Origin of the sequence: Microbulbifer sp. 2205BS26-8, assembly GCF_030731025.1 — a bacterium.
In the GTDB taxonomy this organism is placed as follows: Bacteria; Pseudomonadota; Gammaproteobacteria; order Pseudomonadales; family Cellvibrionaceae; genus Microbulbifer; species Microbulbifer spongiae.
Map to the genome: position 1 here is coordinate 1 of NZ_JAVAMR010000004.1, position 16,258 is coordinate 16,258.

At 54.3% G+C, this 16,258-nt stretch carries 14 protein-coding genes and 1 pseudogene; 4 read left to right on the top strand and 11 right to left on the bottom strand.

All coding sequences use genetic code 11. The annotated features are described in order from the left end of the window. The first annotated feature begins 194 nt into the window (after window positions 1-194). From Q5Y71_RS02065 to Q5Y71_RS02075, 3 genes are all read left to right on the top strand, one after another. Window positions 195-1,388 (top strand): phosphoglycerate kinase, encoded by a 1,194-nt coding sequence (locus Q5Y71_RS02065; protein ID WP_306039838.1) that lies wholly within the window; start codon window positions 195-197, stop codon window positions 1,386-1,388. A gap of 62 nt (window positions 1,389-1,450) precedes the next feature. After that, window positions 1,451-2,515, top strand: a complete 1,065-nt coding sequence (gene fba / locus Q5Y71_RS02070) for a class II fructose-bisphosphate aldolase (protein ID WP_306039654.1) — start codon at window positions 1,451-1,453, stop codon at window positions 2,513-2,515. Between the two features lie 119 nt (window positions 2,516-2,634). Further along, a complete protein-coding gene (locus tag Q5Y71_RS02075; RefSeq protein WP_306039656.1) occupies window positions 2,635-3,615 on the top strand; it encodes an alpha/beta hydrolase in 981 nt (326 codons plus the stop codon). A gap of 153 nt (window positions 3,616-3,768) precedes the next feature. On the opposite strand, the gene Q5Y71_RS02080 is transcribed toward Q5Y71_RS02075, so the two are convergent. Together Q5Y71_RS02080 and Q5Y71_RS02085 are read right to left on the bottom strand one after the other, a co-directional pair. Beyond that, window positions 3,769-3,981 carry a hypothetical protein gene (locus tag Q5Y71_RS02080; protein ID WP_306039658.1) on the bottom strand — a complete coding sequence of 71 codons (213 nt, stop codon included), beginning with the start codon at window positions 3,979-3,981 and terminating at the stop codon, window positions 3,769-3,771. A 29-nt stretch (window positions 3,982-4,010) separates the two neighbouring features. Next, window positions 4,011-4,529: a macro domain-containing protein gene (locus tag Q5Y71_RS02085; protein ID WP_306039659.1), complete on the bottom strand. Its 519-nt coding sequence runs from the start codon at window positions 4,527-4,529 to the stop codon at window positions 4,011-4,013. A 236-nt stretch (window positions 4,530-4,765) separates the two neighbouring features. Between Q5Y71_RS02085 and Q5Y71_RS02090 the strand changes: the two genes are divergently transcribed. Then, window positions 4,766-5,794 (top strand): diguanylate cyclase, encoded by a 1,029-nt coding sequence (locus Q5Y71_RS02090; RefSeq protein WP_306039661.1) that lies wholly within the window; start codon window positions 4,766-4,768, stop codon window positions 5,792-5,794. 12 nt (window positions 5,795-5,806) lie between these two features. On the opposite strand, the gene Q5Y71_RS02095 is transcribed toward Q5Y71_RS02090, so the two are convergent. From Q5Y71_RS02095 to Q5Y71_RS02135, 9 genes and pseudogenes are all read right to left on the bottom strand, one after another. Beyond that, complete coding sequence (locus Q5Y71_RS02095) at window positions 5,807-6,577, bottom strand: VIT1/CCC1 transporter family protein (protein ID WP_306039662.1); 771 nt, start codon at window positions 6,575-6,577, stop codon at window positions 5,807-5,809. Window positions 6,578-6,930: 353 nt separating this feature from the next. Then, entirely contained in the window at window positions 6,931-7,698 is a 768-nt protein-coding gene (locus Q5Y71_RS02100) for a hypothetical protein (RefSeq protein WP_306039664.1), read from the bottom strand. Between the two features lie 162 nt (window positions 7,699-7,860). Beyond that, window positions 7,861-9,804, bottom strand: coding sequence for a DUF885 family protein (locus Q5Y71_RS02105; RefSeq protein WP_306039666.1), 1,944 nt, complete (start codon window positions 9,802-9,804; stop codon window positions 7,861-7,863). Window positions 9,805-10,529: 725 nt separating this feature from the next. Next, window positions 10,530-11,939: a M20/M25/M40 family metallo-hydrolase gene (locus Q5Y71_RS02110; protein WP_306039668.1), complete on the bottom strand. Its 1,410-nt coding sequence runs from the start codon at window positions 11,937-11,939 to the stop codon at window positions 10,530-10,532. 30 nt (window positions 11,940-11,969) lie between these two features. Then, complete coding sequence (locus Q5Y71_RS02115; protein ID WP_306039670.1) at window positions 11,970-12,320, bottom strand: hypothetical protein; 351 nt, start codon at window positions 12,318-12,320, stop codon at window positions 11,970-11,972. 3 nt (window positions 12,321-12,323) lie between these two features. Further along, window positions 12,324-13,091, bottom strand: a complete 768-nt coding sequence (locus tag Q5Y71_RS02120) for a TSUP family transporter (RefSeq protein WP_301416425.1) — start codon at window positions 13,089-13,091, stop codon at window positions 12,324-12,326. Continuing rightward, window positions 13,075-13,707, bottom strand: a complete 633-nt coding sequence (locus Q5Y71_RS02125) for a 1-acyl-sn-glycerol-3-phosphate acyltransferase (RefSeq protein ID WP_306039672.1) — start codon at window positions 13,705-13,707, stop codon at window positions 13,075-13,077. Before Q5Y71_RS02125 ends, Q5Y71_RS02120 begins: the two co-directional genes overlap by 17 nt. 66 nt (window positions 13,708-13,773) lie before the next feature. Next, on the bottom strand, window positions 13,774-15,354 hold the full coding sequence (locus tag Q5Y71_RS02130; protein ID WP_306039674.1) for a peptide chain release factor 3: 1,581 nt from the start codon (window positions 15,352-15,354) through the stop codon (window positions 13,774-13,776). Between the two features lie 745 nt (window positions 15,355-16,099). After that, window positions 16,100-16,235, bottom strand: a pseudogene (locus Q5Y71_RS02135) (transposase); the annotation flags it as partial. Between the last annotated feature and the right edge of the window lie 23 nt (window positions 16,236-16,258).

The following is a 16,258-nucleotide window of genomic DNA, read 5'->3' on the forward strand; positions in this document are numbered from 1 at the left end:
AGTGGGTGCGCCAAGGGCGCGAAGGGTGGCGAGAGGGGTTTGCCATACACTGGAGCCACTGTGAGGCTTCTATTGCAAGGCCCTGATCCCTCGCGATCAGGGCTTTTTCCTTGTCTTGCTGTCGTCAACGATAGAGGGCAGTTGATATACTCCGCGCCCGCATTTTCAGCTAATCAAGTAGAAGAGGACTGGTGATGGTGGTCAAGCTGATGACAGATCTGGATTTGACGGGTAGGCGTGTACTCATTCGCGAGGACCTGAATGTTCCGTTGAAAGGGGGGCAGATCACTTCTGATGCGCGTATCCGCGCGGCAATTCCCACGATCCAGACTGCTATCAATGCCGGTGCCAGGGTAGTGTTGATGTCCCACCTGGGGCGGCCGGTCGAAGGGGAATACGCAGAAGAGCTCTCCCTGGCTCCAGTCGCCAGGTATCTGGGCGAGTTGCTGGCTCGTGAAGTGCCATTGGTGAAGGAGTGGCGCAGCGGTGTGACACTGGCTGATGGTGAGGTGGCTCTGCTGGAAAATGTGCGCTTCAATTTGGGTGAGAAAAAGGATGATGAAGCCCTGGCCAAGGCCTATGCCCAGCTGTGTGATGTCTTTGTGATGGATGCTTTTGGTACTGCTCACCGGGCCCAGGCATCTACCCATGGGGTGGCCAAATATGCCCCGGTAGCCTGTGCCGGCCCGCTCTTGGCTGCTGAGCTGGAAGCTTTGGAAAAAGCGCTGGCCGAGCCGGCGCGTCCGCTGGTGGCGATCGTTGGCGGTGCCAAGGTTTCCACCAAGCTGACCATTCTGGAGAGCCTGGCTGACAAAGTGGACCAATTGATCGTAGGTGGCGGTATCGCCAATACGTTTCTTGCCGCCAGCGGTAAGTCGGTAGGGAAATCCCTCTGTGAACACGATATGGTGGATACGGCCAGAGAGCTGATGCAGAAATGCAATATCCCTCTGCCTGTAGATGTGGTGACCAGTAAGGCGTTGAGTGAGACCGCCACAGCAATAACCAAGTCAGCCGATACAGTGGCTAAAGACGATATGATCTTTGATATTGGTTCCCAGTCTTCCGGGCAGCTGGCACAGATCCTAAAAAACGCCAAAACCATTATCTGGAATGGCCCTATGGGGGTTTTCGAGTTTGACCAGTTTGGCGCCGGCACAGAACATTTGTCCCAGGCAATCGCCGGTTGTGATGCGTTCTCTATCGCCGGTGGTGGTGATACCCTGGCAGCGGTGGACAAATACGGCGTTGCCGATAAGGTATCCTATATTTCCACTGGCGGTGGGGCCTTCCTTGAGTATGTGGAGGGTAGGACATTGCCGGCGGTAGCCATGCTGGAGTCCCGTGCGAACGATCGAGACAGCATTTCAACTCACGCCTGTCAGTGATTGCTGGCAGTTGATAAAAGCACAATTACAGATACGACGAAGAAATGAGAAAGGAATGAATTATGGCTCTTATCAGCCTGCGCCAGTTGCTGGACCACGCCGCAGAGCACAGCTATGGAGTGCCCGCATTTAATGTAAACAATCTGGAACAGATGCGCGCGATCATGGAAGCGGCCAGGGAGACCAACTCCCCCGTTATCGTGCAGGCGTCTGCCGGAGCGCGTAAATATGCCGGGGCTCCCTTCCTGCGTCACTTGATCCTTGCCGCTATTGAGGAATTTCCGGAAATCCCGGTAGTGATGCACCAGGATCACGGCACCAGCCCCGCAGTATGCCAGCGTTCGATCCAGTTGGGTTTCAGTTCTGTGATGATGGACGGCTCGCTGCAGGAAGATGGCAAGACACCGGCTTCCTATACGTACAATGTCGATGTAACCCGCTGCGCGGTAGATATGGCGCATGCCTGCGGTGTTTCCGTTGAAGGTGAACTGGGTTGTTTGGGCTCCCTGGAAACCGGCATGGCGGGAGAGGAGGATGGTGTCGGCGCCGAGGGCAAATTGTCCAAGGAGCAGTTGCTGACAGACCCGGAAGAGGCAGCGGATTTCGTACAGAAGACCAGGGTGGATGCCCTGGCGATTGCCTGCGGTACCAGCCATGGCGCCTATAAATTCACTCGCCCGCCCACCGGCGATATCCTTGCCATTGGTCGCATCAGGGAGATCCACGCTCGTATTCCCGATACCCACCTCGTGATGCATGGCTCTTCCTCAGTGCCACAAGAGTGGTTGGCAGTGATCAACGAGTTTGGGGGGGAAATTCCCGAAACCTATGGAGTGCCTGTAGAGCAGATCTGTGAGGGCATCAAGCACGGTGTGCGCAAGGTCAACATCGACACCGATCTGCGTTTGGCCTCTACCGGCGCTATTCGCCGCTTCCTGGCCCAGAATCCCTCTGAATTTGACCCACGTAAATTTTACAAAGCCACTCTGCAGGCGATGAGGGCGATCTGTGTGGCCCGCTACGAAGCGTTTGGCAGCACTGGCCAGGCCAGCGGGATTCGCCCCGTCAGCCTTGAAACCATGAGTGAACGCTATGCCGCTGGCGAGCTGGAGCCAGCAATTAAGTGAGCGGTTACTTGCGCTAAAAGCCACAGGGGCGGTTATCGCGCGCGCCCTTATTGATTCAAATATCTATTGGCCAGCCACACCGTCACTTCCTTACTGGAAAATGCAGTACCATTGATCCAATGGATACGTTGCAAGATATCAGTAACTTTGAAAGCAGTCCGGTGATCAAGCGCCCGGACTATTCGGTGCTGCGCCGGAAGTTGCCACAACTCGACTTCAATAGTGACGCGGTCCCACTGATAACGGAGTTGCAGGACTATCGGAATTTCTATGACCTGCACTTCCCGCTTGCCCACAAAACTGGGGTTGGCACCTTTATCGCAGCGGGCTTTGAGCTGGTGTCACAATACTGGCTGGTGGAAAACCCCCGTGGCACACTATTTATCTGTCACGGATACTTTGATCATACCGGTATCTATGGCCCGGCGATTCGCTTCGGCCTGGAGCGCAACCTGAATGTGGTGATTTTCGATTTTCCGGGTCACGGCCTTTCCAGCGGGGAGCGGGTAACCATACAGACCTTCCTGCAATACCGCCAGGTATTTGACCGCCTTCTCTATATTGCCAGCGACAAGCTGCCAGGACCCTGGCATGGTATGGGACAGAGTACCGGGGGGGCGGCGTTAATGGTCCACTTGCAATACAGTTGCTGGCAGCCACTGGATAAGATTTTCCTGCTTGCCCCACTGGTACGCCCGGCAAACTGGCACCTGGTCAAGTGGAAGTACTACCTGGGGCGCCTGTTTATCAGCGAGCCCAGCCGTGAATTCAATATCAATACCCACGATGCGGAATTCTCCCGGCGCCAGGCGCTGCGCGATCCTCTGCAGTCCCAGGTGATTTCCATGTGCTGGCTCGGTGCCATGGTGGACTGGATAAAAACCTTCCCTAAAACCGCACGAAATCCTCGCAAAATGCTGGTTGTGCAGGGCACCGGTGATAGTACAGTGGATTGGCGCTACGATATGCGCGCGATCCGTGACCGATTTCCCCATTGCCACAGGGTATTGATTCGCGGTGCCCGCCACCAGATGATCAATGAGACACAGCCCTATCGGCACCAGATACTGGCGGCGATGGACGACTGGTTGAACCGCTGAAAGAGTTTGCGGCAGGCAGAGAGGATTTTCTCTCGGTGAGGGTGAACCGTGATAGGGGCATTGTTGCGATAGGGTAGATTGGTTCAGTCTCGGTAGCCACACAATAAACACTAACTGGATATTGCGCCGGCCTGTTATTATTCGGTAGCGATGTTATCCGATGCCTTGAGAGAAAATTCGGGCGTGTTTGGCAAGGCAATAAAATAGAGAAAAATCAGCCTGCCTTTGTTGCTGGGAAACTCTATTGGGAAAAACCGGTGGTGGCACAGATGGTCCTTTCCTTTGATGCAATGTGGTTCCAGCACCTGCAGGAAGAATAGATTGGACTTCTGCCGCAGCATTGTCATAAGTGAAAATTTGATTCACAACCGTTTCTATGCTCAGGTGAAAAATTGTCACACTGAAAAAAATTGTTGCTTAACCTCCTGCCATTCCCCCAATGCGACTGGTGTGTGCAGGCAGATAGTAATCTGTTCAAATTGGCCACTGCATTCTGTCAGCACCGCCAGTGCCTGATGGGCTGCAATTGCATGGGGAAAACGATTGGTGCCGGCCCCTAATGCGGGAAAGAGAAGGTGTTTTAGGCCGTTTTGTTCTGCCAGCGCTAGCACATTTTCGTAGCAGTGTCGCAATTGCTGCAGGGCCTGTGCGCCCCATTGGTCGCCGCTGCTCCACTGGGGTGTCACCGTGTGCAGTAGATAGTTTACCCCCAATCGGTGGGCTCGAGTGAGACGGGCCTCACCTACGGCACATTCGGGTTGCAGTTGGCACTGTGTTACCAATTCCACGCCACCGCGCGCATAAATCTGTGCGGAAAGACCTCGCCCGCAAATCAGGTGTTTGTGCGCTGGGCACACGAGTGCATCCCCATGCAGTGTCAGAATATCGCCCCAGGTCAGTATAATTGGTCTCACGGTGTCCCATTTCCAAAGTGTGATTTACTAATACTTTAGCGTGCGACTTTGGTTGCAGAAAGAATCCCCCTATACTCAGCACTGCTGCGCTCCTGTGGCAGGTGCCTTCTGCTGGAGTCATGTGCGGGCACCGGGCTGCAGGACTGGGGACCACTGCGGTCTGTATGGCAACAGAGATAATCATGCATTCAGGGTATAATAAACAGAATCCCACGCTTTGTACGTCGGTGGAGGAGATGCGGCAGATAGACCTTCGCCGCCGCATCCTGGCTGCTTCTTATATGTTGATATTCGCCATGGCAGTAACAGGCGCCATGGCCGTCATTGCCCTGTCTGTCACAGAAATACTGCAGGCGATAACACTGTCGGTGGTTGCAGTGATAATCCTGTGTACTTACGTCATCATCAATGTGTCAGGCCCCAGTGAGAAGACACCGCTACTGGTTGGGGGTCTGCTGTTAGCACTTTACTTTTATCTGCTATTAACCGGTGGCGTGAACAACACCGGATTGATGTGGGCTGTTATGCTGGTTCCCGGTTTTATCAACCTTTACGGTTACAAAACCGGCACCGTTGCCCTTTTGGGTATCGGTATTGCCACCGCGTGTGTGCTTTTCTACCCTGAGTTTCCCGGTTTTACTGCCACATATGACACTGCTTACCGCGCGCGCTTTATCGCAGTCTTCGGTGCTCTCACAGCCCTGACCGCGCTCCTTGATAGCAGTCGTCACCAGACACAGCAGCTGCTGGAGCGACTGACAGGGGAACTGGAGAAAAACGCATCCACAGATGCCCTGACCGGGCTCGCCAACCGTCGCGAAGCCTACCGTGCCATCCACGACCTGGAGCACCGCAATCGGGAGCTGCACAGTAAATATGTGATCCTGATTGGCGACCTCGATAATTTCAAGACAATCAACGATACCTACGGGCATGCGTTCGGTGATCGTATCCTGCAGGATGTTGCCAGGGTGCTCAGGGACAACACCCGTGCGGGGGATATTGTCGCGCGCTGGGGGGGCGAGGAATTTCTGCTCTTGCTGCCCAACGCGGATGTGCGTGGTGGCAGCCTACTGGCAGAGAAGTTACGTCGCAGGGTAGAGACTCTAAGCCGCCGTTACGTACAGCCGGTGAAAGTCTCCATCAGTTTTGGTGTCGTGGAAGGCAATAGCCGCAGTTGTCCTCACAATCAGTTGCTTGCAGAAGCAGACAAGCGTATGTACTGTGCGAAAAACAGTGGCCGCAACAAGGTGGTTGCGGCCTGATAGTGATGACTGTTAAGCGATAAAACTGCGCAGACAAAAGCCGATACCGAGGGCGAGCGCGGCTGCAGCCCCACCAAAAATCAGCGTTGTGAGTCCCGAGGCCAGTATCCGGCGGGAAAACACAAAGCCTTTACACAGGCCAATGGCAAAGAAAGTGCAAGCTGCTAAAACCGTGCTGATGTAGAATTGCTGTGTTGTGCTCAGCGGTTGAACAAGATAAGGCAGCAGTGGTATGGCGCCCACTCCAATAAACGCGAAAAAGGTCACCAGTGCCGCCCCGAGGGGTTTGCGTGCGAAACGACTGATGCCGTATTCCTCCGCCAACATGGTCTCTATCCAGAGCTTGCGATTGGCGGTAATGGTAGCGACGATTTGTTCCAGTATTTCCCCATGAAATCCTTTGCGGTGAAAGATCTGGCGAATTTCCTCCCGTTCTCCCTCAGGCACTAGGGCAATATGCTGGCATTCGGTGCGGGTTGCCGCCGCCAATTGCGCCCGCTCCACGCTGGTGGCTTCGTAGTTGCTCACAGCCATGCTAAAGCCATCGGCAATCAGGTTAGCGAAGCCCATGACCAGCACCACTGCTTCGGAAAAGCCGGCGCCGAATGCCCCGGCTACAATGGCGAAGGTGGTGACACAGCCATCAATAGCTCCCAAAACAAAATCGGAAACCCGCTGGGATTTGGGTGCGCGGTGCAGGCGCGCCTGAATACGTTCCGGGCGGTGCTCTTCGAGCAGTGCGTATCGATCTGCTTTGTCCAGCTTCTCTTTTTTTCCTCCCATTACAAGGGCTCTCCCTTTGGAGCCTATCTCCGCGCCGCTATAATGGTGTGTTTATGCCGCAAAACCACAAGTCGGGGGCACGGTAGGCTGTGGCTAGATTCTAGATCAAAGCTCGGCACCAGGTGCCATTGCGCAGTGATTGCTGCCGTGCGCAGCTGGGAGGGGGTAACTGACTGTACTGACTTGCAAGGTTGAGACGGAATTTGATATCCAACCCCTCCGGCTCGGCAATGTCTCATTGGGCCGCGGGCCGGTGAAATGCCCTGGATCGCCGCCGGCGGTGTGCACCTTACCGGCATGCTTTTTCATGGACCCGGCAACACTATTTGTCGCTTGCACTGTATTCGCACGCTTTAATGTACGATAAAGCTGCTTCTGTTAACACCGGTATTACCGGTCTTTGGGTCATAGGCGTAGACCAGGATTTCATAGACACCGGGTGTATCGGTGGAAAAAAGGGCACTGAATGTATTCATGGTGTCGCGTAACTTTAACGGCACTGTGGCAAAGATCTTTCCCTCTTTTTTTACCTGCGCCACCACTTCAATTGTGCTGCCATCCCAGAGGCCGCCCTCGGTAATTGAGCAGCCACACATCATCACCACGTTGGCGCGGATCTCATAAGGGCTCTGGTCGAGGCCGGTGTAGAGGTGTGTCTGCGGATTGAGCAGGTCCACCACCATACCCGGTATTTCCACGATCAGCCCTTCGCCATTGATGGGTTTGCCAGGCACCAGCCAGGTTTGGGTTTGCGCAACCACGCGGGCCTGTTTTTTAATATATGGGGCCAGGATTTCAATAGTAAGAAACACCGGATTGCTGATATCCAGTGTTGCAGTGAAGTGCGCTGCCCCGGTGGCGATCGGTAGATAGCGTTCCCGCGGGGTTTTCATGATCTTGCCGGTATCTCCGGTACTGCCCTGGGTCAGTCCTTTGGCAAGGATCTCACCGGTATCCGCCGCGCGGATAATGACCATGGCACCCCCAATGGAGGAGCCAATAAATTTCGCATCCCTGGCCTGGGCGCGCACGGTAATCTCTGTAGGTATGGCCTCCGCCCACAGGGGCATGGTGATGCACTGCACAGCCAGAACACAGAAAAAAATAGCCAGTTTTTTCATGGTATATTCCCCATGCATAGCCCTGTCAGTATCAATGGGTTTCCAAAAAGCAATCCCCCAAGCCACAGCCCCGCACAGCAACCACAGAAGGTGCGGTAGAGTGGATTTACCGAGTGTGTTGACAAGCGAGGCGGCTTTTTTGCTCAGGTTAAGCGCCTACAATCAGGCGCCCTGAACAGATTTCACCCAGCGGGCTACACGGCTCTCCAGTACCGGTATCGGTAGAGCGCCTCCGCCCAACACGGTATCGTGGAAACCGCGGATATCGAACTTATCGCCCAGTTGCTCCTCGGCCTGTCTACGCAGCTCCTGGATTTTCAGCATACCGATCTTATAGGCGGTGGCCTGTCCCGGCCATACTAGGTAACGGCGCACTTCGGAGCGCACAGCGGTTTCCGGGATTGCGGAATTTTCCAGGAAGTATTCCACCGCCTGCTCTTCACTCCAGCCCTTGGCGTGCATACCGGTATCCACCACCAGGCGAATAGCACGCCACATTTCGGCAGTCAGATGACCGAACAGATTGTAGGGGTCCTCATAGGCCCCCATTTCCTTGGCCAGCTTCTCAGAGTACAGTGCCCAGCCCTCTGAGTAGACGGTAAAGTGCGCCTGGGTGCGAAACAGCGGGATACCCTCCAGCTCCTGGGCAATGGAGATTTGCATATGGTGGCCGGGATTGCCCTCGTGGTAGGCCACGGTTTCCATATCGGTGGTGGAGTAGGCGCTCATGTCAGACAGGTGCGCGTAATAGACCCCAGGGCGGGTGCCATCCGGGGTACCCGGATAGTAGTGCTGGGCTCCACCGTCCTGCTCGCGGAAGGACTCAACGCGCTTCACCACCAGCTCTGCCTTGGGCAGCAACCCGAAGTACTCGGGCAGCCTGGTGCTGATATTGTTGAGAAAGGCTTTCGAATCATTCAAGTAGCTCTGGCGGCCCATGTCGGTATTTGGGTAGTAGAACTGCTTGTCCTCGCGGATAAAGGTAAAGAATTCCTGCAGGCTACCTTTGAAGCCGACCTGCTCCTTGATGGTTTCCATTTCTCCCCGGATACGCGCCACATCCTTCAGCCCGATATTATGGATCTCATCGGCGGTCAGCTTGGTGGTGGTGGTATTGGCCAGGCGCTGGTTATAGAAAGCTGAGCCGTCTGGCAGGCTGCTGGCGCCCTGGGGTTGTGCAGAGGCTTTCTGCATATCCTCCTTGAGCCAGGAGATCAGGGTTTTGTAGGCGGGCAGGAATTGGGTTTCCAGGGCCCTGCGGGCGTCCGCGGTCAGCTTGTCAGCTTGTTGCTGGTTGATCTTACCGGCTTCCAGCAATGCGGCAATCTTGCCCTTGGCGCTGGCCCACAGGGGGGCGTCATCACCATCCTTGAAGGGGGGGCCGTCAATCAGCTTACTGGATTGTTCGATAGCGCCCTCAAAGGCAAAGCGCGGTGGACGGATACCCGCCTTGGCGGCCCGCTCGGCCCGCTCACGCAACTGGTTGATAGCGCGGGAGATACCGCCGATACGGGCAATATAGGCCTGCATATCTTCGATAGTGTCCACCTTGTGGAAGTTCAGCAGGAAGTTGGGTAGTTGTGACTGAGAGCCGCCCATTTGCTCGAAGATGTAACCATGGCGCCTGAAGGGTTCGGCTGCCCTGGCCTGTTCAAACTGGTAGCGCCAGATATCGTAGGAATTTTTCCCTTCCTGGGTCAGCTTATCGTAGTGGAAGTGCTTCTTCAGGTCGGCAACGGTCTTCTCCATCCAGGCCAGCTGGCGCGCCTCTGCAGCCTCGCTCATATCGTCTATTTGATCGTACAACTCCTTGCGCCCGAGATAGGACAGTTGCATGGGGCTGAACTGTAACTGCTCTTCGTACCGTGAATCCAGCCACTCGGTCAGGCGGTGTGTTTCCGCTTCGGCGTCCAAGGTGACAGGCGCCTCTGTAGGGGTGCTTTGGGCCTTGTCGGCCAGAGCTGTTGCCTCTGTGCCACTATCGGCCTGACAGCCTGTGAAGATGGCGACAGCCAACAGGCCGGGAATCAAAGGATTGTTCAGAGTAATCGGCATTTTTCGATCTCGGTCATTCGTTGTATCAATAAATGCCTGTAACTTTGACACGAAATCCCTGGGGTGTCGATTCGGGCGCTTTCAAAGGCCGGTTCTGTGCGTTGAGCGGCGGAGATTCCAATTGGCAGAGCTTCTCTGGGCTGGGGGTTATATCTGCTGATCACCACCAGTGGGCAGTGCTCTGCAAGCAGCGTTATTCACGATTTGTGGTTTCCACGGATAAAGGGGCCAGGGGTTCTGACCCCCTGTCGTCGGTCTGCCTCCAGTTTCTACCGTAAGGAGGAGATGGTTTTATAGGGGGAGTTGCATAGAGAGCGGGCCTTATCCCCACTTGAATCTGTTTAGCGCTGCAGGCTCCGATGTTATCCAGAAGGCCAATCCGGTTTCCCCTTGTATTAGAACCCTTCTGTGTAACCTTGAAAATGATGGCAATAAGACCGAAAAGGTCGGCAGAAGTGGATAGCCAAGGTGTGTTTGTGATGCAGAGGTTCTGCAAAGGGTCACTTGGAATGCTGCTTTTTTACACGCTCGGGCTACAGGTACGGTATATCGGCTGCTGGCGAGGGATATACCAGAGTTATACACAACTCTATCCATGGTTTCTGTGAGTAACAAGTCTGTAATAACATCATGTCGGTGAGAGGTTGTGGACAGGGCACTTGCACAAGAGAAGTGACAGCTGCTGGAAGAGACCTTGCTATGTGGGTAATGAAAAGCCCCAACAGCGGGGGCTTTTGGTATGGGCAAAGGGCGGTCTTTCTGGCTTGATTCCCGGCCTAATCTGTTTTAGTGGGAATGCGGCCCAGATCGCCTTCCATTTCCGCAGCCAGGAAGGAAATCACTACCCAGGCCGCGACATTCTGGCGAAGGTTTTCAGGGTCAACCTTGTCCAGTGTGTCATTGGGGGTATGGTGGTAGTTGAAGTAGTCTGTGCCGTCCTGGTAGAGGCCGAAGGCGGGTACGCCCCGGGCGACGAATACACTGCTGTCCGGACCGCCGGAAGAGGCGTTATTGCCGCGTTCAATGCCGAGGGGCGCGAGCAACTGCATCATCTGGTCGGCGATATCGAACTTGTTCTCGGGCAGGCGGGTGTCAAAACGCCAGATTTTCCCCGCGCCGAAATCGGATTCGGATATGGCGATAATATTATCCAGTTCATGACGGTGGGCATCGACATATTGTTTGGCACCCACCAAGCCTATCTCTTCGGCGCCAAACAGAATCACGCGCAGGGTGCGGCGCTGGCGAACTGGCAGCTCTGCGATGAGCCTGGCCGTCTCCAGGACAATAGCAACGCCGGCGCCATCGTCAAGGGCGCCAGTGCCCTCGTCCCAGGAGTCCAGATGGGCCCCAATCACCATGGCCTCCTCGGGTCGCTCGCGGCCGGTGATCTCTCCGATCACATTGAAAGAGGGGCCATCGGCAAGGCGTTCATTGTCGACATCAAGTCTGACCACTACGGGCCCGCCGCGCTTGAGCATGGCTTCGAGCAAATTCGCATCCGGTGCCGAGAGCGCCAAAGCGGGCACCGGGTTTCCAATATTATCGATCGCCATCATGCCGGTGTGGGCAAAACGGTCAGAGTCTGTTCCCACGGAGCGCAGAAGCAGCGCTGCGGCGCCTTTTGTGGCCGCTGCACGCATCCCCCTACTGCGTCCTTGAACCGCGGGGCCATAGCCTTCACCGGTGCGGGCCTTTTCCATACGCTTGTTGATAAAGGCAATCTTGCCCTTCACTTGCTCTGGCGGTGCCTTTAACAGCGCTTCCACATCGGCAAACTCGACAATCTCTGCGCTCAGCCCATCCTCCGGTGTGGCGACACCAAATCCCAGGGAGGTGACGACCAGTGGCTGTGGGTAGGGTGCAATCACTTCGGCATGTGCGTGACCGCGCACCCAGCGCGGCACTTCGACCTGTTCGGTATACACCCGGTCGAAACCCAGCGCCTTCATTTTTTGCTGAGCCCAGGCAACAGCGCGGCGGTCACCTTCGGTTCCCGCGCGGCGCGGGCCGACTTCCACTGTCAGTGACTCCACAATGCTGTAGGCATCGGAGGACTCCAGTGCGCGGTCGCGCAGTACTTCGGCAACCGAGAGGTCCTCTTGGGGAAGCGGCTTGCCCTGGACGGCACCGAGGGCCATGGCGGCTATCAAGCTCCCGGTTAGGGTCAACAGTCGTTTAAACATGGGTTTATCCTTGGTTAATGTTTATTGGGTTCAGGATTTAGGCTGTTGGCCGGCTATTTCAGTGAGGAGTTGGCGACGCACCTCACGCAACTGTTTGATGCCGGCTTGGGTAAATAAATAGGGAGAGCCCTCATTGTATTCACGTTCTTCAATCTTCAGGCACTCAAGGCGCGACTGTTCCAGCCTGGGATCGTGACGCATGGGACAGGCTACCAGAGCGCGCCATTCAGTTTCACTGGCCTGCCCGGAAATCACATCTTCAAGCCCCCTGACAAAACTTTGCCTATCCATACGGAATCTGGGTGTGCGCAGGTGCATCAACGTCCAGACAACGATAACAAAAGCGCTAAGCGACAGTAATAGCGTTAAGATTATGCCCACCTTTTACGCCTCCAATAATAATTTTACCGCTACAGCAACTGTAGTGAGAATAAGGATGGGCCTGATTAACTGGATGCCCCGTGAAATCACCAGGTTTGAGCCGATGCGTGCACCGCAAAACTGGGCAACAGACATACTGATTGCCAGCCATAGCAAAAGATGACCACCCAGGATAAACAAGATCATTGAGGTGGTATTGGTTGCCAAAACCAGGGGCTTGGTGGATGCCGTGGCTCTGCGCATGTTGTAGCCGAGGAGTGCAGCGAAGGCGAGGGCATAAATAGAGCCCATACCGGGGCCAAAGAAGCCGCCGTAAAATCCCACCCCGCTACCCACGGACAGGTTGAATACACCAGTGCCCATTCTGGGTTTGGAATCGATATCGGATATCCTTGGGGAGAGCGCAAAGTATAGCGCAATTGCAATAAGCAGAATCGGTAAAAGGATCTGCAGATCTTCACCGCCCAGCCGGGTAACGGTCCAGGTGCCCACCAGAGAACCAAAAATTGCAGCAATCAGGCCGGGCCAAAGAGGCTTTAATTGCAGCTGTCCCTTCTGTAGGAAATTGACCGTCGATGAAAGTGTACCGAAGACGCTTTGAAATTTATTGGTACCGAGGGCATCCAGCGGGGGGATGCCGGCCCACAGAAGGGCGGGCAAGGTAATAATGCCACCACCACCGGCGATAGCACTCACAAAACCCGCGGCAAAGGCTACCGCGGTCAAAATCAGGTAGGTGCTTGTGGATATTTCGCTACTGAGTTCTATCACGGGAGGATGCATTGCCCTTCAGGGTGTTGGTCTGCTTATTGCGGTGATATCCCTGATATTTACTGAAGCGAAGCTGAATTTCCCGCATATCTTGTTCCAGGTCCCCTGTAGGCCGATACAGGGAGTCCAGACAAAGACGTTTTCGGGGGAAATCCCAGGCAACCAGGAAAATGGGCACATCGGCAGCGTAGGCAATGCGCAAAAAGCCGTTTTTCCACTTGGTGACTTTCTCGCGTGTGCCCTCTGGGGTGATGCCTACCCACATCTTTTCATTGTCTCGGAACTGGGATGCCACCTGTTGTGCGATACCGCCGGCAGCAGAGCGGTCGGTGGGTACGCCGCCGAGCCATGTGAAGAGCCCCCTGAAGGGAAAGAAAAAGGCCTCTTTCTTCATCAGCCAGGAAATCCTTACCCGATAGGCCATGATAAACGGCATGGCCACAACAAAGTCCCAGTTGGAGGTATGCGGGGCCAGTGCCACCATCACTTTTTTTTCCGATGGAAAGGTGCCTTCCAGGCGCCAGCCTATCAGCCAGATCAACAGCCTGCCAATGGCGGCGGTAAAACGATTGCCAAGACGCGGTATCTCTGCCGGTAACTCTTTATGCTGGCTCATTCATGGTCTCTCAATCTACTGCCCGTAAATCTGCAGGAGAATCCGGGCAGGGGTACATAGGGGAAACTAATGTTCCCGGGTGGCATAAAAGCGGATATCCGGATAGCGCTCCTCAGCCAGTTGCAGGTTTACCCGGGTTGGTGCCAGGTAGGTGAGATGCCCACTGCCATCCCTGGCAAGGTTGGTGCTTGCTTTGCGCCTGAAATGTTCCATTTCCCTGGGGCTGTCGCTCTCCACCCATCGGGCGGTGGTGATATTGACATTTTCGTAAATGGCGTCGACCTTGTACTCATCTCTGAGGCGGTAAGCCACCACCTCAAACTGGAGAACACCAACCGCACCGACGATAATGTCGTTACTCTCCTGCGGAAAAAAGACCTGTGTGGAGCCCTCTTCGGAGAGCTGCTGTAACCCCTTTTGCAGTTGCTTGAGTTTCAGTGGGTCTTTCAGGCGGATTCGGCGGAACAATTCCGGGGCGAAATTCGGAATACCGGTAAACTTGAGTAATTCCCCCTCTGTAAAGGTATCGCCAATCTGTATGGTGCCATGGTTGTGCAGGCCGATAATATCCCCGGCAATGGCTTCCTCCACGTGAGAGCGATCTCCGGCCATAAAGGTGACAGCATCGGCAATTTTGATCTCCTTGCCGATACGCACGTGTTTTACCTTCATCCCGCGGTTGTAAGTGCCGGAGCACACGCGCATAAAGGCGATACGGTCGCGGTGTTTCGGGTCCATATTGGCCTGAATCTTAAAGACAAAGCCCGAGAATTTTTCCTCGATAGGTGCTACCTGGCGCTCGCGGGTTGCCCGTGGTTGTGGGCCGGGAGCCCATTCCACAAAGCCATCTAGCATTTCACGCACGCCGAAATTACCCAGTGCGGTACCGAAAAATACCGGGGTGAGTTCACCTTTCAGATAGGCTTCCAGGTCAAACTGGTGTGTGGCGCCGCGCACCAGTTCGATTTCCTCGCGAATTTCTTCTGCATACTCGCCCAGCAAGGCATGGGCTTCTGCAGTATCCAGGCCCTTGATCTGGATATCGTCCGGAATGGTGTGCCCCTGTCCCTGGGTAAATACGTGAATCGTGTCGGTGTAGAGGTTGTACACGCCTTTAAAGTTTTTACCGGAGGCAAGTGGCCAGTTTATTGGCGCAGCCTGAATATCGAGCACCTTCTCGATTTCATCCATAACCTCGATAGGGTCGCGGATATCCCGGTCCAGTTTGTTGATAAAGGAAAGAATCGGGGTAGTCCGCAAGCGGCACACATTCATCAGCTTAATAGTGCGGTCTTCGACACCTTTAGCTCCGTCGATCACCATCAGTGCGGAATCCACCGCGGTGAGTACCCGGTATGTATCCTCGGAGAAGTCCTCGTGCCCCGGAGTATCCAGCAGGTTTACCGTGCGATTCCTGTAGGGAAACTGCATTACCGAAGAGGTGACAGAGATACCTCTTTCCCGCTCCATGGACATCCAGTCAGAGCGCGCGTGTGGCCCTTTCTTGCCCTTGACCGAGCCGGCTAGTTGTATCGCATTTCCGAACAGCAACAGTTTTTCGGTCACAGTGGTTTTCCCGGCGTCCGGGTGGGATATGATAGCAAAAGTTCTACGTTGTTGAATTTTATGGGAAAAATCAGAATTCATGGCATTAAAACTTCGATTGTGTACGCAATAGTGTACACATGTGGAGACTTTCTTAAGCGGAATCTGCAAATCAAAAGGCTGGCATTGTATCAAGCCCGAATGTCACATGCCCAACTCCCTTCTCAAATAGTGCTCCGAAGTACTCTTCTCAGAAAAAATTTATTAAAATCAATGAGTTATAAAAGATAAGGTATTAAGGCGGGCAGAGAAATCCGAAGATATCGGATAATTGAATGCTCATGTAACCCCCGCTCAGCCCTCGGGGCAAACAACCGCGGTAAGCCATACCGCAGGCATTCGGAGGTGCGGGTGGTCACAATAACTGTTGCCCGTGGGTTGAGGGTGTGGTGGTTTGTTTCGGCTCGGAGTTTCCAATTCCTATGCGAGAAATACCGGGCAGGCTCTTTAAGCGCATTGCATATCAGAGGAATACAGGTGTTCGAGCGTTCTTTTGGGCCGCCAGCGTTCAGCCTGGCTGCAACGCTTTGGTCAAAAGGCATCTCAACCAGAAGAGGGAAGCGGTATTTTTGGCGGTGTTCATATTCTACTGTTACGGACTCCTCAGGATCCGCTCCGGTGAAGGTGATAAATATACAGGGTTCTACTCATCCACCTATCAATTTCAGGAATCAATCATAGACAGCACTATCCTTGTCCAAATAAATCAATGTAAGCCTGATTGTATTGCCAAATCCGTGAACGAGTGCGTCCAAAGCCAGATTGCTTCTATTGTAATAATAAATCATTGCCATTTGCAGCCATGCTCGGCTATGTAAAGAATGGCGTTCAGCACCTGCCTGTAAGTTGGATATTTTCACGTTGCCGCGCTGGAGGGGCAGAAAATATTCGATAACTTTGTATTGTTGCGCTGTAATTTCTATGCAGGAATTATACAGAATTTAGT

Coding starts and splice junctions, on each gene's coding strand:
- Q5Y71_RS02075 (WP_306039656.1), top strand. CDS start 2,635: ATGGATACGTTGCAAGATATCAGTAACTTTGAAAGCAGTCCGGTGATC.
- Q5Y71_RS02095 (WP_306039662.1), bottom strand. CDS start 6,577: ATGGGAGGAAAAAAAGAGAAGCTGGACAAAGCAGATCGATACGCACTG.
- Q5Y71_RS02125 (WP_306039672.1), bottom strand. CDS start 13,707: ATGAGCCAGCATAAAGAGTTACCGGCAGAGATACCGCGTCTTGGCAAT.
- Q5Y71_RS02065 (WP_306039838.1), top strand. CDS start 195: ATGGTGGTCAAGCTGATGACAGATCTGGATTTGACGGGTAGGCGTGTA.
- Q5Y71_RS02090 (WP_306039661.1), top strand. CDS start 4,766: ATGCGGCAGATAGACCTTCGCCGCCGCATCCTGGCTGCTTCTTATATG.
- Q5Y71_RS02110 (WP_306039668.1), bottom strand. CDS start 11,939: ATGTTTAAACGACTGTTGACCCTAACCGGGAGCTTGATAGCCGCCATG.
- fba (WP_306039654.1), top strand. CDS start 1,451: ATGGCTCTTATCAGCCTGCGCCAGTTGCTGGACCACGCCGCAGAGCAC.
- Q5Y71_RS02100 (WP_306039664.1), bottom strand. CDS start 7,698: ATGAAAAAACTGGCTATTTTTTTCTGTGTTCTGGCTGTGCAGTGCATC.
- Q5Y71_RS02130 (WP_306039674.1), bottom strand. CDS start 15,354: ATGAATTCTGATTTTTCCCATAAAATTCAACAACGTAGAACTTTTGCT.